We start from the raw sequence: 20,705 nt of genomic DNA on the forward strand, positions 1-20,705 counted from the left end.
TGTCAGCGATAGAAATCGGGCGTGCCCGGCGGCTGGCGGCGGAAGCGCTTGTAGCCCCACCAGTACTGCTCCGGGCATTCGCGCACGCAGCGCTCCAGACCCAGGTTCATGGCGGCCGTGGCTTTCTCCACGTCGGCATCGTCGAGCCCGGCCGGGGCTTCGACGTAGTGCGCGATGTAACCGCGCGCCCAGGGCAGGCGCTCGCCGAACATGAACACCACCGGCGAGCCGGATTCGCGCGCCAGGCGCGCGATCAGCGTGGGGGTATGCGCGGGGATGCCGAGGAAGGGCACGAACACGCCGCGGCCGGGCGGCGGATCGTGGTCGGGCATGTAGTAGACGCCCAGGCCTTCGGCCAGCAGCGGCAGTGCCGCCTTGCGCACGCCGGCCTCGGCCGCGACCATGCGACCGCCGAAACGGCGGCGGCCTTTCAGCGAAAGGTCGTTGACCACGCCTTTCTGCGGCTTGTAGATGCCGTAGAAGGGGAAGTTCGCGGACATCGGGATCGCCACGGCCTCGAAGGCGCCCTGGTGCAGGGTCAGCAGGATCACGCCCTTGCCCTGGGCAAAGGCGCGCTCCAGCACCTCGATGCCGCGCCATTCCTTCACTGCGTTCTTCACCGAGTTGCCGGGGCCGAGCCAGACGCGCGCGGTCTCGATGTAGGTCTTCATCTCGTGGCCCAGCGATGCGCGCGCGATGCGCCGTTGCTCGGCCGCGGACAGCTCCGGCATGCAGCGGCTGATGTTGCGCAGCGCCACCTGCTTGCGCGAGGAGGACGTTACCCACAGCAGCCAGCCGGCAAAGGCGCCAAGGCCCTGCAGGACGACCAGCGGCAGCCAGGCCAGGAAATGGAACAGGAGGGACATCGCAGGCGCACCGCCGCGAGACGGTCGCGGATTAGAGACGCATTCTATCCGGTCCGCCGGGGTGTTTAACCCGCCCTCGGGGCTAACAGGGCATCGGTGTCCCGCACCAGGCTTGCGAACAGTTCTCCCGCGTCGTGATGGTGCAGCAGGGGCGCGGCCTGGCCGGCCCAGAGCGACATCAGCTCGGAGCGGTCCTGGGTGCCCGCGGCCTTGCGGAAGCTGCCGGTGAACCAGTTCTGGACGGGGTAGGGCAGCGGCGCAATGCCGGAGGCCGTCATCTCCTCCAGGAAGCGGTTGCGGATGCCGCGTGCCAGGCGGCCGCTGAACACACGCGTCAGCGCGGTGTAGCGGTTGCGCTCGTCGAACAGCATGCGCCGGTGCGCGGCACTGGCCGCGGATTGCTTGCTGGCGAGGAAGGCGGTGCCGATCTGCACGCCCTGCGCGCCCAGGGTCAGCGCCGCCGCGATGCCACGCCCGTCGGCGATGCCGCCGGCGGCGATCACCGGCGTCTTCACGCGGTCGGCGACCGTCGGTATCAGGGCGAAGCTGCCAGTCAGCGAGTCCTCGGCGGAGCGCAGGAAGGACACGCGGTGGCCGCCGGACTCCATGCCGCTGGCGACGATCAGGTCCACGCCTGCCGCTTCCATGGCGACGGCCTCGTCGATGGTGGTGATGGCGCCGATGGTGACGATGCCGCGGCGGCGGCATTCCGCGAGGATGCGCGCCGAGGGAATGCCGAAGACGAAGCTGAAGGCCGGAGGGCGCAGCTCCAGCACCGCCTCCACCTGTTCCTCGAAGTCCTGGCCGTAGCGCGCCGGCATCGACGGCGGCTCGACGCCGAGTTCCTCGTAGTAGGGACGGAAGCGTTCGATGGCTTCGGCGAACTGCGCCGCGCTCAGCCTCAGCCCGCCCTCGTCATGGTTGGAGACCCAGAGGTTCAGCGCATAGGGCTTGCTCGTCCGCGTGCGGATCGTTGCGTCGAGTTCACGGATCTGCGCGGGCTCCAGGTGGTGAACGCCGAAGGAGCCGAGGCCGCCGGCTTCCGCGACCGTCGCCAGCAGGTCGACCGAGGACAGGCCGCCGCCGAAGGGGCCCTGCACGATGGGGTAGCGCAATCCCAGCTTCCGGCTCACCGCGGTGTCCTGCCACATGCGAAGGCTCCTGGTCCGAAGGTGGCGGCACTATACTGCGCTGGTTACCGCTGGTAACCAGTCGGCGCAAATATTCGGGTTACCTGCGGGTAACCGTGTCCGTGGAGAAGCCATGATCAAGCTGCGCAGGAGCAGGGTCGAGCAGCCTCCGGAGGTCTGCCCCCTGGGCGAATGCATGCGCCTGATCAGCGGCGCGTGGAGCCCCCACGTGATCTGGTACCTGCGTTCCGGGCCACGCCGTTTCAGCGAGCTGCGCGGCGACATCAAGGGTGTCTCGGCCAAGGTGCTCACGACGCGCCTGCGCCAGCTGGAACGCGACGGCGTGGTGGTCCGCCGGGAGATCGACAGCTCGCCGCCCACCGTCGAGTATTCGCTGAGCGAGCTGGGGGCGAAACTGGAGCCTGCCATCGCCGCGATCGTCGACGTCGGGCATCGGCTCAAGCAACGACGCTGATGCCGTGATCCGTCTCGTCGGTGAGGATCTCGAAGGCTGCGCGATTCGCGGTACGTAGCTGGCGCGGTGCACGTCCGGCCACTTCCAGCGTCAGCTCGCAGGCGGCGATCTTCGAGTTCAGGCAGGTATGATCGCCGCCCGGTGGGTTCATGTAGCGCAGGCCGACGAAGTCGCCGCGCTGTGCCGACACGCGGCCGTGGATGCGCAGGCCGCGGCGGCGGCTGTCGAAGCGCCAGTCGAAAAAGCCCCAGTCGCAGTCCGCACGCAGCGCCTGCATTGGCGTGTTGAGGCGGTATTCCTCGCTGTCGAGCCGCAGCACCAGCATCGTCAGCCGCGGGGTCTGCAGCGGGCCGATCTTCAGCTGCGCCGAGATCGCCTCGAAGAAGGCTTCCGGCGCGTCGTCGAAGCCGGCGACCTGGCTCCAGGCGTAGCGGTCGGTGTGCCTGCGGCCCCAGTTGTGGTTCTCGCTGCCGACCCAGTCGTCGATGGCGATGCGGCGGCCGTCCACTTCCAGCGTACCGGCGAAGCGCGCCAGTGGCCGCGGCGTCACCGCCTTGGCCTTGGGAAAACCGCCCTCGTAGAGCGATTCGGGCAGGAACAGCAGGGGCGCGCCGCCACCTTGGTAGCTCAGGTCCCAGCCGATGTGCTGAGGGCCGCGTGCCTCGCCCAGGGCGCGGCTGGGTTGCAGCGTCGCACCGCCGATGCGGACATCCAGGCCCTGCGACGCGAAGGTGCAGTCGGCCAGCGGTAGTTCGGATTTCGCGGCGCAGAGCAGGCCCTGCTCGCGGTGGAAATACACGGCCCAGAGTTCGCCGATCGCCGCTTCCGGCCGGGCCTCGGGGGCGAAGATCGTATAGCGCAGCCAGAAGGCCTCGGCGCGCTGCGGGTGATTGGCGCGCAGGAACCAGCTTTCATAGTGTCCCTGCGCCTGTCCGCGAAGATGCCGTGCCGCCTGCCAGTCGCTTGCCATCCGCTCCTCCCTGGCAGCGCACGGTCTAGCCGGCGCGCTGCTCCACGATCGCGATCGTATGGTTGTCGCCGCCGGTATCCAGGTAGAGCTGCCGCTCGGTGACCGTGACCGACAGGTTGTTGCGCCGTTCCAGCTTCGCGGCGATGGCAGCGATGACGTCGCGGCCGAAGCTGTAGACCGGAATGTCGGCGGCGCGATGGATGCGCTGGCCCTCGTACTGCGCCAGCAACTGCGCGGGGTCGCGGTGGGTGTAGACCGCGGCGCGTCCGGCCAGCTTGGCGCCGCGGTGCAGGCGTTCCGGGTCGGGCGCGCCGACCTCGATCCAGGCGGTAGTGCGACCGGTCAGGTCGCGTACCACCACGGCCGGTTCGTCCACCGCGGCGATGCCCTCGGTCAGCACGATGCCTTCCTGGTACTCCAGGCAATAGGCCAGCACGCGGGTCAGCATGAATTCGGCCGTCTCCGAGGGCTGCCGCGCCACGCGCAGTTCGAAGTTTTCGTAGACGCCGCGATCCATGTCGGCAAGCTGGATCGCGAAGTGATGCAGGGTAGCGGTCTGGGCCATGGCGGCGGAGTGTAGCGAAAGCCCCGCCGCCTCGCCCTGCGCCGCCTACTTGCGCGGCGGCAACGGCACCAGGGCCGAGACCTTGCGCATGTGCTCGGCGTAGGCCGGGCGGCGCTCGACGCTGCGCTGGTCCATCAGCGGGATGCTGGCGAACACAAACATTCCCGTCATCGCCAGCGCACCGGGTACCAGCCAGAGCCAGTACTGCGGCGCGGCGGCGAGGCCGAACAGCATCAGGCCCCACCAGAAGCTCAGCTCGCCGAAGTAGTTGGGGTGGCGCGACCAGGCCCAGAGGCCGCTGGTGATGAATTCGCCCGGCTGTTTCTTCTTCGCGATATAGGCATGCAGCTGCAGGTCGGCGACCAGTTCGATGGTGATGGCGCCGAGCGTCACCACGAAAGCCAGTGCATCGAGCCAGCCCAGCGGGCCCTGGCCATAGCGGATCACGGCGTAGATCGGCAGGTAGCCGAGGAACACCTGGAAGGTCGGGAACAGGTGGATGCCGAAGAAGTCGGCCAGCAGCTCGGCCTTGCCGGCGCGGGCGCGGATCAGCGGGTAGCGCCAGTCCTCGTGGTGCAGGCCGCCCCAGAACGTGGCCCAGTTCGCGGTCAGGCGGATGGCCCAGAGCCAGACCAGGCCGGTCACCAGTGCAACGCGCAGGGTATTGGCGCCGGTATCCGGGTTGAGCCAGATCCAGTACAGCGCCAGCAGCGGCGGGATCACGCTCCAGTAGGCGTCATAGAAGCTGGAATTCCTGTAGCGCCGGCTGAAGGCGAAGATCACGAAGGTGGCGGCGACGTCGCCGGCCAGCGCGTCCCAGGGCTGCGGCAGGCCCAGGCCCAGCATCACCGCCAGCGCCACGGCGCTGCAGGCGATGTACGAAATCACGATCGGTGCGAAATCCGATTTGCCAGCCATCCTGTGTCTCCCCTCGGGACGCGGTGCTGCGGTAGTTTCAGGCCACTATGCCGGCCCGGGGAGGGTGGAGCCTCGTCCCGCCGGAGTAGGGTCGGCTGAAGCGGCGCTCAGGCGATGGTTGCGCCGCAGGCATCGGGGCTGCAAGGATTCGGGCATGCGCTTCCGCTCCTTCCTGTCCGACCTGCTGCCCTTCCTGGCGCCGCACCGCCTGCTGCTGGCCGGCGTCATCGCCGGGCTGATGGTCGATGTGGCGTTCCACACGGCGCTGCCGCTGAGCATCAAGTTCCTGATCGACCGCGCCATCGTGCCCGGCGACCGGCGCCTGCTGGGCTGGACGCTGGGCCTGCTGGTCGGCGGCGTCGCCATCGCGGCGGTGACCACGGTGTGGCGCGACTGGCTCTACGCGCGCCTGGGCTCTGCAGTGCTGCAGGGCGTGCGCCAGCGCCTGTTCGCGCACATCCAGACGCTGTCGCTGGATTTCTTCGGCCGCGTGCGCACCGGCGATCTCATGGGGCGTTTCTCCACCGACCTGGCCTCGGTGGAGAACGTCGTCGTCGGCTCGCTGCCCAACAGCCTCAGCGCCACGATGAGCCTGGTGCTGGTGGGTATCGCCCTGGTCTGGCTCGATCCGGGCCTGGCGGCGGTCACCGCCATCGCCGTGCCGTTCTGCCTGGTCGGCCCGCGGCTGCTGCTGCCGCGCGCGGCGGCACTGGGCTACGAGGCACGGCAGCGCGACGCCGAGGTGCTGAGCGTGGTGCAGGAGAATCTCAGCGCGCAGCAGGCGGTGAAAGCCCTGGGCCTGGAGGCGCGGGCGGTGGCGCAGATGGACCGGCATCTGCAGTCCTTCACCGAGGCCAGCCGGCGCTTCAACTTCATCAGCTACCTGGCCGAGCGCGCGCCCAATGTCATGGTGCTGCTGTTCCACGTCGGCATCCTGGCCTGGGGCGCTCAGCTGGCTTTCGACCAGCGCATCAGCATCGGCACCCTGGTGGCCTTCAACACCCTGCTGCTGAGCCTGGGGGCGGCGGTGGCGACGCTCACCGCCAACGTGCCGACCTTCCTGCAGGCCGGCGCCGGCATGCGCCGCATCCGCGAGATCCTCGACGAGCGGCCCAGCGTGGTAGTGAGCGCCGATGCCATCGACATGCCGCCGCTGGCACGCGGACTGGAGTTGGACAACGTCACCTACCGCTATCGCAGCCAGGTCGTGCTGCATGGCCTGGGCCTGCGCGTGGAACGCGGCTCCTCGGTAGCGATCGTCGGCCCCAGCGGCTGCGGCAAGAGCACGGTGCTGCGCCTGCTGGCGCGCTTCGCCGATCCCTCCGAAGGGCGTGTGCTGATCGATGGCCAGGATCTGCGCGGCCTGTCCATCGCCTCGCTGCGCCGCCGCGTCGGCGTGGTGCTGCAGGACTCGACGCTGTTCGAGGCGAGCCTGCGCGACAACATCCGTCTCGCGCGGCCGGAAGCCAGCGATGCCGAGGTGGAGCAGGCTGCGGCCCTGGCTGCGGCCGATGCCTTCGTGCGCGACCTGCCGCAGGGCTACGACACGCCGGTAGGCGCTGGCCGCCAGCAGCTTTCAGGCGGCCAGCGCCAGCGCATCGCCATCGCGCGCGTGCTGTTGCTGCAGCCGGACCTGCTGCTGCTGGACGAGGCCACCAGCGCGCTGGACCCGGTGGCCGAGCGTGCGGTCACGCAAACCCTGATGGACCTGCGCGGTCGCCATACCCTGGTGCAGGTGACGCACCAGCTGGCGCAGGCGCGCGAATGCGACCGCATCGTCGTGCTGGATGCCGGGCGCCTCGCCGAGCAGGGCTCGCATGAGCAGTTGCTGGCGGCCAACGGTCTCTACGCGCGCATGTGGCGCAAGCAGCAGGGCGTGGTGGTCAGCGACGACCTCGCCAGCGCGGCGGTGTCCGCCGGATGGCTGGCCGAGCAGCCGCTGTTCGAGGGCGCGGACGAGGCGCTGCTGGGACAGTTGGCGCAGGAGTTCGTCACCGATCGGCGCGGCCCGGGGCACGAGGTGATCCGCCAGGGTGCCGTGGGCAACCGCTTCTACATCATCGCCCGCGGCACCGTGTCGGTGCGGCGCGAGGAGGACGGCGAGGAGATCGAACTGGCGCGCCTGCATCACGGCGACGCCTTCGGCGAGGCCGCGCTGCTGTCCAGCGCGCCGCGCAACGCCAGCGTCCTGACCCTGACCGACTGTGTCTTCCTGACGCTGGACCGCACGCGCTTCCAGCGCTGGCTCGACGCGCACCCCGAGGCGCGCGCGCGGCTGGAGGCACTGGCCGCCAGCCGCGCGGGCGACTAGGAATCCATGCGCTGGCCGGCCAATGCCGCGCCGATCATGCCGATGATGTGCGGGCTGACCTTGTAGCGCGACAGCGTGTCGGTGGACAGGTAGCGCGCGCCGGCGATGTAGCCCACGCACTCCGGTTCGCCGCACTGGCAGGCAAAGGGGCGCGCCATGTCCCATTCCGTGGACGGGTAGAAGAAGCTCAGCATGTCGCCCGGCAGGATCGCGCGGCAGGCCGTCACCGTGCGCGCGTCGGCGTCGATCGCGACATTGGGGCGGCAGGAATGGTTGAGGTTGCCGAGCATGTCCAGCAGCACGTGGCGCTCCGGGCCCACCTGCACCGTCAGGTAGCTCTGCGCCGCGTCGCTGGCGTCATCGAAGCGGGCGATGACCTCGCCGGGGCGGTAGGCGCGCCGGGCGTAGAGGGCGGAGCCGTAGGCCAGCGCGTCCTTGCGCACCAGCAGGGCGGGGTGGTCTTCCAGTTGCGGGGTGATCGACAGGCTGTTCATGGTGTTCTCAGGTCCTTGTGAGAGATCGGGGAATTCCTTCTCCTGGACATACGCTAAGCCTGCCGGGTATCAGCGGTGTTTCCGGGGGCTGAAACATGATGTCAGCGCGGAACTGGGTCACGCGGATGGCGGTCGCAAGGTGATTCCCCCTATCCTCAGGCCCATGAACCTCCTGGCACGCTTCCTCGGCGGTATCAGCGAACGGGTCCTGGCCGTGCTGTTCGCGGTGACGGCGGCGCAATTCCCGGTCTACTACCTGGCCTACGAGAACACCCTGGCCGGCGTGCAGCTGGAGGCCGGGGCGCGTTACCAGGAGTTACTGCGGGAGGCCACGCAGCTGCACCTGGAGGTGGAAGACTTCATCCGGCGCCACGAGGACAACGCCGATGCGGTGTTCCAGGCCTCCGGTCGCATCCATCGCAGCACCCTGGAACGCTACCGCCGCTACACCGCCATGCAGGAGGCCCTGCGTGCCGCACCGGCGTGGGAGCGCCCGCTGGCGCTGGCGCGCAACTTCGACCCGGCGTTGCATGGCGCCCTGCACTTCCAGCCGGGCCTGCCGCTGACGCTGGAAGCCGGCGCCTATGCCCTGGCCGGCGTGCTGCTGGCCTGGCTGCTGACCGGGCTCATCGGCATGGGCCTGCGGCCTGCGGCGCGCTCAGCTTAGGGTTGCAGGCTCAGTTCGCGGCTCTCCGCCAGCCACTGGCGTTCGCCGAGGTAGCGCGCGATGGATTCCACCGTCACCACCGAGTACTTGCCGCTGAGGCGCTCGCCCAGCGGGTGATCGGTGAAGGCGACGTTGGCCTTGAACAGCGTCGCACCGATGCGCTCGCTGGGGGCGATGGAGATGCGGTCCGGCTTGTAGCCGCTGCGGCGCAGCTGCGTTTGCGCGGCGGCGCGCCCGATCACCGGCACCTCGGAGCCCGCCGCCACCAGGAATTCCAGCAGCCAGCTGTTGGAGTTCTGGTAGTCCAGCGCAAACGGGTAGGCCAGCACGCTGTAGTGCGGGTTGTCCATGCCCAGGCCGAGATCGCCGGCCGCCGCCGGCGCCAGGTGGCGCTGCAGTGCCTCGGTGGGGAACAGCAGCAGCGCGCGGTACTCGAGCGGGTCGTCGAGGAAGAAGTTCATCAGGCCGTCGCGGAACAGCGAGGCGCGGTCCTCGCCGCAGTGGTTGAGCTTGTGCAGGATGGTCCAGCCCGCTTCGCCGGGCGCGCGGTAGGCGATGCCGGCGTGGGTGTAGCGCAGGCCGTACTTCGACACGTCGGAGCCGACGCGGCCGAGGATCGCGACCTGTGCCTGCCGCTGGTCCAGCGCAGCCTGCACCTGCTGCGCCAGGTGCATGGCCTTGCCCATCGCCGCCGGCGTCACCGGTGTGGCCTGGCAGCCCTGTCCGGCCTGCGCCAGCGACGACACTGCGACCAGCGCCGCCAGCAGCAGGGTCGCAATACCACGCATCGGCGCGTTCATGTTCCGGCGCCCAGGTCGCGTACCGGGCGGGAGTGCAGCAATGCCTTGCCGGCCTCGTTGGGCACGAAGGCGATGACCTCGCCGGCACGCACGATCAGCCAGCCGGCGCCCTCGGCGATCACGGTGACGGTCTGACCCGCGGCGTAGGACAGGCCGCCGGCCACCGCCATCGGCACCGACAGCACCACCTTGCCGACCTTGGCGCTGCCCTGCAGGGTCACGCGCAGGCCGTCGCCCACGGCCTGCACCGCCACCACCACCATGTCGGCACTGCCCTGGACCACGGCGAGGCTGCCCTCGGCGATGGTGGCGCTGCCGTTGGCGGACAGTTCCGAGCCGCGCGACAGGCCGGAAGGATCGGCGGCGGACACGGCGACGGGCTGGGCGGCGACCAGCAGCAGGGCCAGGGTTGCGGCGGTGGCGGTGGGGGAGAGCTTCATGGTGAACTCCTCAATGAACAGTGTTCATATGAAAATCAACGAGAAACGCAGGCAAGGCTGCGCCATCGGGAGATTCCCGAGGGTAAGGGCTTTCCCGATCGGCCCCGGAGGGCCGGGCGGAACGGAAAGTCCCTGGATTTCACCTTAAATGATCACTGTTCATATTTCAAGTGGGATGCCCCCGGCAAGGGGCGAGGTGCTTTCAGGAGCGCGGTTTCAGGATGCTCTTGGTGACGGTGGCGCGGGCCACGATCTCCTCGCCGCAACGCGCCTCCGCTTCCATGAAGGCGACGGAGCGGCCGCGCCGGATCACACGGCCGGTGAACACCACGCGGTCGCCGGCGCGGGCGCCGCGCATCAGCGAGACGTGGATGTCGTGCGTCACCGCGTTCTCGCCCTCGGGCAGTTCGCTCAGCAGCGCCGCGTAGCAGGCCATGTCGCAGATCGTGTAGACGTTGCCGCCCAGGAACATGCCGGCGGCATTGACCATGGTCGGTCCCACGTCGATCTCGATGCGCGAGCGCCCTTCGGAGGCCTCGATGCGCTCCACGCCCATGGCGCGGTGCAGGGGGTGATTCAGGACATGCGGCAGGAACTGCTCAATCGAACTCACGGTCGGCACTCCAGGGGCGGCCAGGATGGCGTCATTCTGCGCAATGGCGCCGCGGGAGACACGGTCCTTGCAGACGGTGCGGCAAGGCCCCGCAGCGGCTATCCTCCGGGCCGGGGAATCCATCGGGGGATATCGGTATGAGCCGTTACCAAGCCGTCGTGTTCGGCGCCACCAGCTTCGTCGGCCAGATTCTCAGCCGTTACCTGTTCCAGCGCCACGGTGCCGAGGGCAATTTCCGGTGGGCCCTGGCCGGGCGCTCGGAGGACAAGCTGCGCCAGTTGCGCGACGGCCTCGGCGCCGGTGCTGCCGAGCTGCCGCTGATCGTTGCCGATGCCGCCGATGGGTCTGCCCTGCGCGCCCTCTGTGCCGACACCGACGTGGTGATCTCCACCGTCGGCCCCTATGCCCTCTATGGCTCGCCGCTGGTCAAGGCCTGCGCCGAGACCGGCACCGACTACTGCGATCTCACCGGCGAGGTGCAGTGGATCGCACGCATGATCGCCGCGCATGAAGAGACGGCCAAGCGCAGCGGCGCCCGCATCGTCCATTGCTGCGGTTACGACTCGATCCCCTCCGACCTGGGCGTGCATTTCCTGCAGCAGGCGGCGCTGCGCGAGTTCGGCGAGCCCTGCACGCGGGTGAAGATGCGCGTGAAGACCCTGCGCGGCGGCTTCTCCGGCGGCACGGCTGCGAGCCTGATGAATGCCGTCGCGGAAAGCGCGCGCGATCCCGCCGTGCGCCGCATCATGGGCGATCCCTACGGCATCTGCCCGCCGGAGCGTCGCGGCGGCGCGGTGCAGCCCAACGTGGTGTTCGCCGAGTACGACGAGGATGCGCGCAGCTGGCTGTCGCCCTTCGTGATGGCCGCCATCAACACCCGCGTCGTGCACCGCTCCAACGCGCTATCCAGCGTCGCCTACGGCAAGGACTTCCGCTACGACGAGGCAGTGATGACCGGGCCGGGCCTCAAGGGCCGCCTGCTCGCCGCCGGTACTGCCGTGGGCCTGGGCGGCTTCATCGCCGCCACCGCCATCGGTCCCACGCGCCGGCTGCTGGAAAAGTTCGTGGTACCCAAGCCGGGCGAGGGCCCGACACCGGAGCAGCAGGAGAAGGGCTGCTTCGACCACCGTGTCTACGGCGAGACCGCCTCCGGCCGCAAGCTGGTGGTGAAGGTGACCGGCGACCGTGATCCGGGCTACGGCTCCACCGGCAAGATGCTCGGCGAGGCTGGCGCTTGCCTGGCGCTGGATCGCCCGAAGGCGGAACTGCCCGGTGGCTTCTGGACGCCGGCGACGGCGCTGGGCGATGCGCTGGTGGAGCGGCTGGTGGCGAATGCGGGACTGACGTTCGAGCGAATTGGCTAAGACGCGGCACGCGGGCTTCCCCCTCTCCCGCCCCTTCGGGGCACCCTCTCCCGCGAGGGGAGAGGGAACTACTGTCCCCGGGTACGAATATGGAGATCTGCTGTTTCCCTCTCCCCTTGCGGGAGAGGGGTAGGCGAGGGGATGGATCCCCGAGGTAGGGCAACGCATGGAGCAGTTGCCGAGGAGAGGGGGAGCGACCGCAAAGGGAACGGCCTAAGTGTCAGCCTCGCAGGCTGCGATTCAAAAACCCGATCACCGCGTCATTGAAAGCGTCGTTGCGATCACCCGCCACCATGTGACCGGCACCGGCGATGTCGGCGATCTCGGCCTGCGGGATCAACTGCTGCAGGTGCTTCGCCCCCTCGGGGCTGACCACGTCGCTCTGGCTGCCGCGTACCAGCAGGGTCGGTACGCGGATGCCACGGGCGGCATTGCTCATGCGGGTCTCGTAGGCCTGCAGGTAGGCGACATGCTCTTCCTGGCTGCCGGCGATGATGCGCGGGTCCCAGTGCCAGTAGAGGCGGCCATCTTCGCCGAGGCGCAGGTTCTTCTTCAGGCCCGAAGGATCCTTGGGGCGCGGCCGGCTGGGGTTGTAGGCGGCCACCGCGTCGGCGGCTGCCTCCAGGCTGGCGAAGCCGCCGGGATTGGCGGTCATGAAGCGGCGGATCGCCTCGACGCCGCGGCGCTCGATGGTCGGTGCCACGTCCACCAGCACCAGCGCGCTGGCCAGCGGCGTGTCGGTTTCGCCGATCGCGGTCAGCGCGGTGATTCCGCCCATCGAGGCGCCTACCAGGGCCGGCGGCGCGGGCAGGGCGGCGACAATCGCCTTCAGGTCGGCCACCAGGGCATCGGTGGTGTAGTTGCCGTCTTCCGCCCAGCCGCTGCCGCCATGGCCGCGCGCGTCATAGGCGATCGTGCGATAGCCCTGCGCCGCCAGCTGGCGGGCGGCGCCGGACCAGGCATGGCGGGTCTGGCCGCCGCCATGCAGCAGGATGACCGTGGGACCTGCACCGGCGTCGTTGATGTCGGCGGCCAGGGACAGCCCCTGCCAGCCCTGCAGTGTTGTCGTTCTCATGCCCGCATCTTACCCGCTGGGCAAGCTGCGGGCCCCGCCCGCGGCTAGGGCACCAGTGGCTTGGCCAGCGGCGATTCGGTATCGCCCACGAACACCTTCAGCACCTGGAACTGCCCCGGCAGCAGGATGCCGGTGGCGAAGGCGTGGTTGGTCACCAGCAGGTTGCCCTGGCCGTCGAAGGCGACGTTGGCCGGCGAGTCGTAGGGCTTGAAGGGGCTCAGCAGCTTGTTGCGCAGGCGCGCCGACTCCGTGCCGTCCGGCTCCAGGATCGAAATGCCCGAGGAGCCGGGCAGTGCCAGGGTCACGTAGAGCTTGCCGGACTGGCCGAAGGCGAAGCCGTCGGGGCCGCCGGCGAGGTAGCGGTGGAACACCTGCAGGTCGTCCTTCTGCGGCTGCGCCACCAGCGGCAGGGTGTAGATCGAGCCGCGGCCGAGCATGTCCACGGTCACGCTGATGAACATCTTCGTGCGGTCGGGCGACAGGCGCAGGCCGTTGACGCCGATGTAGGGCGAGGCGAAGCGGCTGTCCTGGAACCAGACCTGCGGCGCGCCGCCGCCCGGCGGGATGCGCCAGATCGTCGCCTGCATCGAGTCGGAGACGTAGGCGTTGCCAGCCTCGTCGAAGACGATGTCGTTGGGCAGGGCCGGCAGGTTCAGCGGCGTCGGCGAGCAGGGCTTCTTGCCCAGGGCCAGCGCGCAGTTCGGCAGGTTGGGGAAGGGCGCCGAGTAGCTCACCTTGGCTTCGGTCTGCAGGTCCATGCGCCAGGTGCCGATCTGGTTGTTCAGCACGTAGAGGCGGTTGGCGCCGTCGAAGGCCAGGCAGGAGTTGGCGTGCTCGGAGCCGAACACCTTCTCGCCCTCGGTGAGGAAGGTACGCGTCAGCGCGCCGCTGTCCAGGTCGAACTCGAAGACGCGCGAGGGCTTGTTGTTGAGCGAGGTGCCCAGCGTTGCCGGGCCGCCGACATAGAAGCGGTCGCCGTTGACGACGATGCCCTCGGGAAAGCCGTTGGGCACCGGCACCTGGGCCAGCACGGAAACTTCGCCGAATTCGGCGGCGCTGGCGGCCCCGGCCGCGAAGCACAGGCCCAGCAGGGCCGACTTGAACGTCCTGTTCATCTGCAGCACTCCCTTGCGATGGCGCCGATCTGCGCGAAGGGACTATACGCCCGGGGCAGGCGGCCGGAAGCGGCCCGCGTCACAGATCGGGGGTAGGGAAACGGAGGGTCGGACTGTAGGAGCCCGCTTGCCGGCGACAAGGACCTTGTCGCCAGCAAGCGGGCTCCTACATGGGCAAGCGACGGCTACGCCGCCGGATACCCCAGCCCCTTCAACGCCACCGCAATCTCCTCCAGGCACTTCGGATCATCGATCGTCGCCGGCGCGGTGTAGGGCTTGCCGTCGGCGATGGCGCGCATGGTCGCGCGCAGCACCTTGCCGGAGCGCGTCTTGGGCAGGCGCGTGACCACGGTGGCCTGCTTGAAGCAGGCCACCGCCCCGATCTGCGAGCGCACACGCTCCACCAGCTCCCGGATCAGCTCGTCCTGCGGCCGATCGACGCCGGCCTTCAGCACCACCAGCCCCACCGGCAGCTGCCCCTTCAGGGGATCGGCCGCACCGATCACGGCGCACTCCGCCACGTCCGGGTGGCCGGCCAGCACTTCCTCCATGCCCCCCGTGGAAAGGCGATGACCGGCGACATTGATGATGTCGTCGATGCGCGACATGATCCAGCCGTAGCCGTCGGCATCGACATAGCCGGCATCGCCGGTCAGATACCAGCCCGGATACCGGTCCAGGTAGTTCTCGCGATAACCCTGCTCGTTGTTCCACATCGTCAGCAGCGTGCCCGGCGGCAGCGGCAGCTTCAGCACCAGGTTGCCGATCTCGTCGGCGCCCAGGCGCCTGCCGTCGGCGTCCAGCGCGCAGAGCTCGAAGCCCGGCACCGGCACGGTGGCGGAGCCCGGTTTCACCGGCATCGGCTCCAGCCCCAGGCAGTTGGCGATCGCCGGCCAGCCCAGCTCGGTCTGCCACCAGTGATCCACCACCGGCACCTGCAGCATCTGCTGCGCCCACTGGATCGTGTCCGGGTCGGAACGCTCGCCGGCCAGGAACAGGGCGCGCAGGCAGGAGATGTCGTACTTCTGCAGCAGGGCGCCCTTGGGGTCTTCCTTCTTGATCGCGCGGAAGGCCGTGGGCGCGGTGAAGAAGGTGCTGACGCGGTGCTGGGCGATCACGCGCCAGAAGGCGCCGGCATCCGGCGTGCCCACCGGCTTGCCCTCGTAGAGGACCGTGGTGCAGCCCTGCAGCAGCGGCGCATAGACGATGTAGGAGTGGCCCACCACCCAGCCCACGTCCGAGGCGGCCCAGAACACTTCGCCGGGCTGCACGTCGTAGACCGCTTCCATGGAATAGCGCATCGCCACGGCGTGGCCGCCATGGTCGCGCACCACGCCCTTGGGCTTGCCGGTGGTGCCGGAGGTGTAGAGCACGTACAGCGGATCGGTGGCAGCCACCGGCACGCAGTCGGCCGGCTCGGCGGCGGCCACGGCCTGGTTCCAGTCCAGGTCGCGGGGGGCCTGCAGCGTCGCCAGGCATTGCGGGCGCTGCAGGACCAGGCAGTGAGCCGGCGGGTGCGCGGCCAGTGCCAGGGCCTGGTCCAGCAGCGGCTTGTACTCGATGATGCGCCCGGCTTCGACACCGCAGCTGGCGCAGACCACCAGCACCGGCTGGGCGTCGTCGATGCGCTTGGCCAGCTCCGGTGCGGCGAAGCCGCCGAACACCACGGAGTGGATCGCGCCGATGCGGGCGCAGGCCAGCATGGCAATGGCCGCTTCCGGCACCATCGGCATGTAGATCACCACGCGCTCGCCCTGCCTGACGCCCTGCGCGCGCAGGGCGCCGGCGAAGCGGGCCACGGCATCGCGCAGCTCGCGGTAGGTATAGCAGCGCACCGTGCCGGTGACCGGGCTGTCGTAGATCAGCGCATCCTGCTCGGCGCGACCATTCTCGACGTGGCGGTCCAGGGCGTTGTAGCAGGTGTTGAACTGGCCGCCGGTGAACCAGCGGTACATCGGCGCCTTGTCGGCGTCGAGTACGCGGTCCCAGCGCTTATGCCAGTGCAGCTTGCGCGCCTGCTCGGCCCAGAAGGCTTCGGGCTCGGCCAGCGAGCGGCGGTATTCGGTTGGGTAGCGGCTCATCGGTTCTCCTCCACAAATGAGAACCCCTCTCCCGCTTGCGGGAGAGGGGCAGGGGAGAGGGTTTCTGTAACTCTTGCGACAGTTACAGCACCCTCTCTCGGCAACTGCTCCATGCGTTGCCCTATCTCGGGGATCCCTCCCCTCGCCGAGCCTTCGGGCCACCCTCTCCCGCAAGCGGGAGAGGGGACAGAACTAGGCAAGGTCCAGCTTCGCCTTGATGTACTCCAGCATTTCCTTGCGCACCAGCTTCACCTCGGGGAACAGCGAGGCGAACAGCGGGAAGGCATGCGGCAGCAGTGGCCAGATCTCGCACTTCACATCGACGCCGGCAGCCTTGGCACGGCGCGCCATCAGGACCGTGTCGTCGGTCAGCACTTCGTTGTTGGTGGCCAGCATCAGCATCGGCGGGAAGCCGGTGCAGTCGGCATACAGCGGCGACAGCTCCGGATCGGAGGCGTCCCAGTCGCCGGCAAACATTTCGTCCACGCGCTGCAGCGCGGCGATCGGCAGGATCGGGTCGCTGTGGCGCTTCCAGGTGCGCGACGGCGGCGAGTGGATGCGGCCCATTTCGGTGGCCGGGGAGACCGGGATGGCGCAGGCCGGCATCGGCCAGCCGTTCTTGCGGATGCGCTGCAGCAGGCCCAGCAGCAGATGGCCGCCGGCCGAGTCGCCACCCACGACGATGCGCGAAGCCGGATAGCCCAGCTCCAGCAGCGCGCCATAAGCGCGCTCGCAGTCGTCCAGCGCCGCCGGGAAGCGGTTGCGTGGCGCCAGGCGGTAGTCCGGCAGGAAACCCACGCCGCCGATCTTGGACGCCAGGCTCGCCACCATCTCCAGGTGCGCATGCGGCGCGGCCGGCAGGATGAAGGCGCCACCATGCAGCCACAGGATGATCGGCTTGCTGGTGTCCGCGATGTCGCCGAACACATGCCCCGGCACCCGGCCGACGATGGTGTACTCCTGCGTCAGCCCGTGGTTGTTGGGGCAGCGCATGTGCGAGACCTGCAGCTGGATCTTGGCGACCTTTTCGTCGGAGCCGCGGATCATCCGCGCCAGCCAGGGGCGCAGGACGATCTTCAGCAGCCAGACGATGATGCGGCTGCGCGTGCTGATCGGCACCGGGCGGTAGACGACGCAGCTTTCGACGGGGGCCGGCAGCAGGGGCTGGCGGGAGGCGGGCATGGCGGAGTTCGGGGCGTTCATGGTTGCCACTTTACATCCGGAACACGCCGTAGCGGGGATCGCCGATGGGGGTGTTCAGGGCGGCCGAGAGGGCGATACCCAGGGCATTGCGGGTGTCCGCCGGGTCGATGATGCCGTCGTCCCAGATTTCCGAGGTGGACCAGTAGGCGCTCTGCTTGCGCTTGAACTCGCCCAGCACCGGGTCGCGGATGGCGTCGATTTCCTCCTGGGACAATTTCTTGCCGGTACGGGCAAGCTGGCGGATCTTGACGTCGGCCAGGGTGTTGGCGGCCTGCTCGGCGCCCATCACCGAAATCTGCGACTGCGGCCAGCTGAACAGGAAGCGGCTGTCGAAGGCGCGGCCGCTCATGCCGTAGTTGCCGGCGCCGAAGGAGCCATGGCACATCACGGTGAACTTGGGCACTTCGCAGTTGGACACGGCCATGATCATCTTGGCGCCGTCCTTGGTGATGCCGCGGCGCTCGTACTCCTTGCCCACCATGAAGCCGGTGATGTTCTGCAGGAACACGATCGGCGTGCGGCCCTGGTTGCACAGTTCGATGAAGTGGGCACCCTTGAGCGCGCTGTCGTTGAACAGCACGCCGTTGTTGGCCAGGATGCCGATCTTGTAGCCCCAGAGGTGCGCATAGCCGCAGATCAGGGTCTTGCCGTAGTTGGGCTGGTACTCGTGGAAGCGCGAGCCGTCCACCAGGCGCGCGATCACCTCGCGCATGTCGAAGCCCTGCTTGATGTCGCGCGGCAGCACGCCATACAGCTCGGAGGGATCGTAGTGCGGTGCCTCGGGCGGCTGCCACTCGGTGTGTGCCTTCTGCGGCCGCTTGAACTGCGCCACGATGTCGCGGGCGATGGCGATGGCTTCCTCTTCCGAGGACGCCGGGTAGTCGGCGGTGCCGGAGACGCTGGTGTGCATGTCGGCGCCGCCGAGCTCGTCGACGCTCACGTCCTCACCGGTGGCCGCCTTCACCAGCGGCGGGCCGGCGAGGAAGATCGCGCCGGTGCCGCGCACGATCACGTTGTAGTCCGACAGGCCCGGCACATAGGCGCCGCCGGCCGTGCAATGGCCCAGCACCACCGACACCTGCTGGATGCCCATCTTCGACAGCATGCACTGGTTGCGGAAGATGCGGCCGGCATAATACTTGTCGGCGAACAGGTCGGCCTGCAGCGGCAGGAAGCCGCCGGCGGAGTCGCAGAGATGCACCACCGGCAAGCGGTTCTCGATCGCGATGTCCAGCGCGCGGATGGTCTTCTTCACCGTCAGCGGGTACCAGGCGCCACCCTTGACCGAGGCGTCGCCGGCATTGATCACCACTTCACGGCCGGACACGATGCCGATGCCGGTGACGCAGGCCGCACCCGGCACTTCGCCGTCGTAGGCCTCGTTGGCCGCCAGCGAGGAGAACTCCAGGAAGGGCGTGCCCGGGTCCAGCAGCTGCGCCAGGCGCTCGCGCACCAGCAGCTTGTTCTGCTGGCGCAGGCGGTCGATGTCGCGCTGCGGGCGGTCGTGCCGCACCGCGCGCTGCTTTTCCTTGAACTCGCCGGCCAGCTTGCGGTTGTGGGCGGCGTTGGCCTGGAACTCGGCGGAGGCCGTGTTCAGCTTGCTCTCGATTCTCTTCACTTGTTCGGCTCCAGGCTCAGCAGCAGCGCGTCGCGGTCGAAGGTCTGGCCCTTCTCGTAGGTGATGGCGGCGATCGTGCCGTCACGCGGCGCGGCGATCGTGGTTTCCATCTTCATGCTCTCCATCACCAGCAGGGTCTGGCCCTTGGTCACGGCATCGCCGGCCTTGACCTGCACCGCGACGATGCTGCCCGGCATCGGTGCGCGGATGTTGTCCTCGGCAGCGCCGCCGGCCTGCGCCGCGAGGCGGTCCAGCGGGTGCTGGTAGCGCAACTGGTAGGCCTCACCGTCCAGGTGCACGAAGACGTCGTCGCCGCGCGTGGCGATGACCACCTCGACGTGGCGCTCACCCAGCGTCAGCCAGGCACGGCCATCGGCGCCGGTCTTCAGGTCGACCGCCACTTCCTGGTCGCCGAGGTGCAGCCGATAGGCATCGGCACTGCGGGAGATTTCAACGTTGTGCTCGGTGTCGCCGAGCTTGAAGGCGTGATGCATTAGTTTCTCCAGCCGCCCATGGCGGCATGCATGTCCGGCACGGCATCGGCGACATCGCGCATCGGCCGCGTGCTCAGCGCCGCGGCGCCCAGCAGGGCCTGCAGCGTTTCCGACGGCAGCTCCGGCTCCGCCGCGATCTGCGGGTTGGCGTCCAGGAAGCCGGTGTGCACATCACCGGCGACGAAGGCCGGGTGCTGGATCAGTCGGCGCAGGAAGGCGGTGTTGGTCTTGCAGCCCAGCAGCACGGTCTCGCGCAGGGCCTTGTCGGCACGCGCGATGGCCTCGGTACGGTCCTTGGCGCGGATGATCAGCTTGGCGATCATCGGATCGAAGGCCGAGGTGACCTCGCCGCCCTGCAGCACGCCGCTGTCCCAGCGTACGCCTTCGCCCTGCGGCGGGTGCAGTACCAGGATCGGGCCGGTGGTCGGCGTGTAGCCGCGCGCGGCGTCCTCGGCGTAGATACGGAACTCGATGGAGTGGCCGGAGGACTTCACGTCGGCCTGGCCGTAGCCCAGCTTCTCGCCGGCGGCCACGCGCAGTTGCTGCAGCACCAGGTCGATGCCGGTGATTTCCTCGGTGACCGGGTGCTCCACCTGCAGGCGCGTGTTCATCTCCAGGAAGTAGAACTCGCCGCCCTGGCCGAAGATGAACTCCACCGTACCGGCGTTGCGATAGTCGAGCGAGCGGGCGATGCCGGCCGCGGTCTCGCAGATCTTGTCGCGCAGCGCGGCGTCCAGCGCCGGGGAGGGAGTCTCCTCGACGATCTTCTGGAAGCGGCGCTGCACCGAGCACTCGCGCTCGAAGACGTGCACCACGCTGCCCTGGCCGTCGCCCAGCACCTGCACCTCGATGTGGCGCGGGTTCTCGATGTAGCGCTCGCAGTACAGGCGGCCGTCGCCGAAGTAGCGCTGGCCTTCCGAACGTCCGCGCTCGATCTCCTGTTCCAGGATCGACAGGTCGCGCACGATGCGCATGCCCTTGCCGCCGCCGCCGGCGGAAGGCTTGATCAGCAGCGGTGCGCCGACCTGGCGCGAGCGCTCGACGAAGGTCTTGGGATCGTCGTCCTCGATCGCCGAGGGCGCGACCGGGAAGCCGGCCTTCTCGACGAAGTTGCGCGCGCGCACCTTGTCGCCCATCAGGTCGATCTGCTCCGGCGTGGGGCCGATGAAGCGCAAGCCCGCGGCCTCCACGGCGGCGCAGAAGCCCTTGTTCTCGGACAAAAAGCCGTAGCCCGGATGGATCGCGCCGGCGCCGCTGGCCTTGGCCGCGGCGATGATCTGTGCCCCGTCCAGGTAGCTGGCCACCGGCGTGCTGCCGGTGATCTCGATGGCCTGGTCGGCCATCTTCACCGCGGCGGTGCCGCGGTCGGCGGCGTGGTAGACGACGATGCCCTTCAGGCCGAGTTTCTGCACGGTGCGCAGCACGCGCACGGCGATCTCGCCGCGGTTGGCGACGAGCACGGACTGGAAGGGCCACTTCGAGACATCGGGTAGGGCTGTTGTCATG

General features: G+C 69.0%; 20 protein-coding genes. 4 read left to right on the forward strand and 16 right to left on the reverse strand.

The window, feature by feature from the left end:
* Positions 1 to 2: 2 nt before the first annotated feature.
* Complete coding sequence (locus D0B54_RS08285) at positions 3 to 866, reverse strand: lysophospholipid acyltransferase family protein (RefSeq protein ID WP_117290868.1); 864 nt, start codon at positions 864 to 866, stop codon at positions 3 to 5.
* Between the two features lie 65 nt (positions 867 to 931).
* Positions 932 to 2,017, reverse strand: coding sequence for an NAD(P)H-dependent flavin oxidoreductase (locus D0B54_RS08290; protein ID WP_117290869.1), 1,086 nt, complete (start codon positions 2,015 to 2,017; stop codon positions 932 to 934).
* A 112-nt stretch (positions 2,018 to 2,129) separates the two neighbouring features.
* On the opposite strand from D0B54_RS08290, the gene D0B54_RS08295 reads away from it, so the two are divergent.
* Entirely contained in the window at positions 2,130 to 2,471 is a 342-nt protein-coding gene (locus D0B54_RS08295) for a winged helix-turn-helix transcriptional regulator (RefSeq protein ID WP_117290870.1), read from the forward strand.
* On the opposite strand, the gene D0B54_RS08300 is transcribed toward D0B54_RS08295, so the two are convergent.
* From D0B54_RS08300 to D0B54_RS08310, 3 genes are read right to left on the reverse strand one after another with little or no spacing between them, the layout of a single operon-like run.
* Positions 2,455 to 3,441, reverse strand: a complete 987-nt coding sequence (locus D0B54_RS08300) for a hypothetical protein (protein WP_117290871.1) — start codon at positions 3,439 to 3,441, stop codon at positions 2,455 to 2,457. The two genes, D0B54_RS08295 and D0B54_RS08300, sit on opposite strands and share 17 nt — an antisense overlap.
* 25 nt (positions 3,442 to 3,466) lie before the next feature.
* Positions 3,467 to 4,006: a YaeQ family protein gene (locus D0B54_RS08305; protein WP_117290872.1), complete on the reverse strand. Its 540-nt coding sequence runs from the start codon at positions 4,004 to 4,006 to the stop codon at positions 3,467 to 3,469.
* A gap of 45 nt (positions 4,007 to 4,051) precedes the next feature.
* Complete coding sequence (locus D0B54_RS08310) at positions 4,052 to 4,924, reverse strand: DUF1295 domain-containing protein (protein WP_117290873.1); 873 nt, start codon at positions 4,922 to 4,924, stop codon at positions 4,052 to 4,054.
* A 154-nt stretch (positions 4,925 to 5,078) separates the two neighbouring features.
* Between D0B54_RS08310 and D0B54_RS08315 the strand changes: the two genes are divergently transcribed.
* Positions 5,079 to 7,235: an ATP-binding cassette domain-containing protein gene (locus D0B54_RS08315; protein WP_162932301.1), complete on the forward strand. Its 2,157-nt coding sequence runs from the start codon at positions 5,079 to 5,081 to the stop codon at positions 7,233 to 7,235.
* Here D0B54_RS08315 and D0B54_RS08320 read toward each other — a convergent pair.
* Positions 7,232 to 7,729: an SET domain-containing protein gene (locus D0B54_RS08320; RefSeq protein ID WP_117290875.1), complete on the reverse strand. Its 498-nt coding sequence runs from the start codon at positions 7,727 to 7,729 to the stop codon at positions 7,232 to 7,234. The genes D0B54_RS08315 and D0B54_RS08320 overlap by 4 nt on opposite strands.
* 163 nt (positions 7,730 to 7,892) lie before the next feature.
* On the opposite strand from D0B54_RS08320, the gene D0B54_RS08325 reads away from it, so the two are divergent.
* Entirely contained in the window at positions 7,893 to 8,396 is a 504-nt protein-coding gene (locus D0B54_RS08325; protein ID WP_162932302.1) for a DUF2937 family protein, read from the forward strand.
* Here D0B54_RS08325 and D0B54_RS08330 read toward each other — a convergent pair.
* From D0B54_RS08330 to D0B54_RS08340, 3 genes are all read right to left on the reverse strand, one after another.
* On the reverse strand, positions 8,393 to 9,196 hold the full coding sequence (locus D0B54_RS08330; RefSeq protein ID WP_117290877.1) for a DUF2145 domain-containing protein: 804 nt from the start codon (positions 9,194 to 9,196) through the stop codon (positions 8,393 to 8,395). The genes D0B54_RS08325 and D0B54_RS08330 overlap by 4 nt on opposite strands.
* Positions 9,193 to 9,636, reverse strand: a complete 444-nt coding sequence (locus D0B54_RS08335; protein WP_117290878.1) for a hypothetical protein — start codon at positions 9,634 to 9,636, stop codon at positions 9,193 to 9,195. The genes D0B54_RS08330 and D0B54_RS08335 overlap by 4 nt, the downstream gene beginning before the upstream one ends.
* A 202-nt stretch (positions 9,637 to 9,838) precedes the next feature.
* Entirely contained in the window at positions 9,839 to 10,249 is a 411-nt protein-coding gene (locus tag D0B54_RS08340) for a PaaI family thioesterase (RefSeq protein ID WP_205527308.1), read from the reverse strand.
* Positions 10,250 to 10,386: 137 nt separating this feature from the next.
* On the opposite strand from D0B54_RS08340, the gene D0B54_RS08345 reads away from it, so the two are divergent.
* The gene (locus tag D0B54_RS08345) at positions 10,387 to 11,613 is read left to right on the forward strand and encodes a saccharopine dehydrogenase family protein (protein WP_117290879.1); all 1,227 of its coding nucleotides are present in this window, start codon (positions 10,387 to 10,389) and stop codon (positions 11,611 to 11,613) included.
* Positions 11,614 to 11,833: 220 nt separating this feature from the next.
* Here the strand turns inward: D0B54_RS08345 and D0B54_RS08350 are convergent, their stop codons facing one another.
* From D0B54_RS08350 to D0B54_RS08380, 7 genes are all read right to left on the reverse strand, one after another.
* Positions 11,834 to 12,688, reverse strand: a complete 855-nt coding sequence (locus D0B54_RS08350) for an alpha/beta fold hydrolase (RefSeq protein ID WP_117290880.1) — start codon at positions 12,686 to 12,688, stop codon at positions 11,834 to 11,836.
* Positions 12,689 to 12,732: 44 nt separating this feature from the next.
* Positions 12,733 to 13,803, reverse strand: coding sequence for an SMP-30/gluconolactonase/LRE family protein (locus D0B54_RS08355; protein ID WP_117290881.1), 1,071 nt, complete (start codon positions 13,801 to 13,803; stop codon positions 12,733 to 12,735).
* Positions 13,804 to 13,988: 185 nt separating this feature from the next.
* Entirely contained in the window at positions 13,989 to 15,884 is a 1,896-nt protein-coding gene (locus tag D0B54_RS08360; RefSeq protein WP_117290882.1) for a propionyl-CoA synthetase, read from the reverse strand.
* Positions 15,885 to 16,076: 192 nt separating this feature from the next.
* On the reverse strand, positions 16,077 to 17,087 hold the full coding sequence (locus D0B54_RS08365) for an alpha/beta hydrolase fold domain-containing protein (protein ID WP_117290883.1): 1,011 nt from the start codon (positions 17,085 to 17,087) through the stop codon (positions 16,077 to 16,079).
* A gap of 10 nt (positions 17,088 to 17,097) precedes the next feature.
* Positions 17,098 to 18,705 (reverse strand): acyl-CoA carboxylase subunit beta, encoded by a 1,608-nt coding sequence (locus D0B54_RS08370; protein ID WP_117290884.1) that lies wholly within the window; start codon positions 18,703 to 18,705, stop codon positions 17,098 to 17,100.
* A complete protein-coding gene (locus D0B54_RS08375; RefSeq protein WP_117290885.1) occupies positions 18,702 to 19,199 on the reverse strand; it encodes an acetyl-CoA carboxylase biotin carboxyl carrier protein subunit in 498 nt (165 codons plus the stop codon). The genes D0B54_RS08370 and D0B54_RS08375 overlap by 4 nt, the downstream gene beginning before the upstream one ends.
* Positions 19,199 to 20,704 (reverse strand): acetyl-CoA carboxylase biotin carboxylase subunit, encoded by a 1,506-nt coding sequence (locus D0B54_RS08380; RefSeq protein WP_117290886.1) that lies wholly within the window; start codon positions 20,702 to 20,704, stop codon positions 19,199 to 19,201. The genes D0B54_RS08375 and D0B54_RS08380 overlap by 1 nt, the downstream gene beginning before the upstream one ends.
* Position 20,705 lies beyond the last annotated feature (1 nt).

Origin of the sequence: Solimonas sp. K1W22B-7 (genome assembly GCF_003428335.1) — a bacterium.
Lineage (GTDB): Bacteria > Pseudomonadota > Gammaproteobacteria > Nevskiales > Nevskiaceae > Solimonas_A.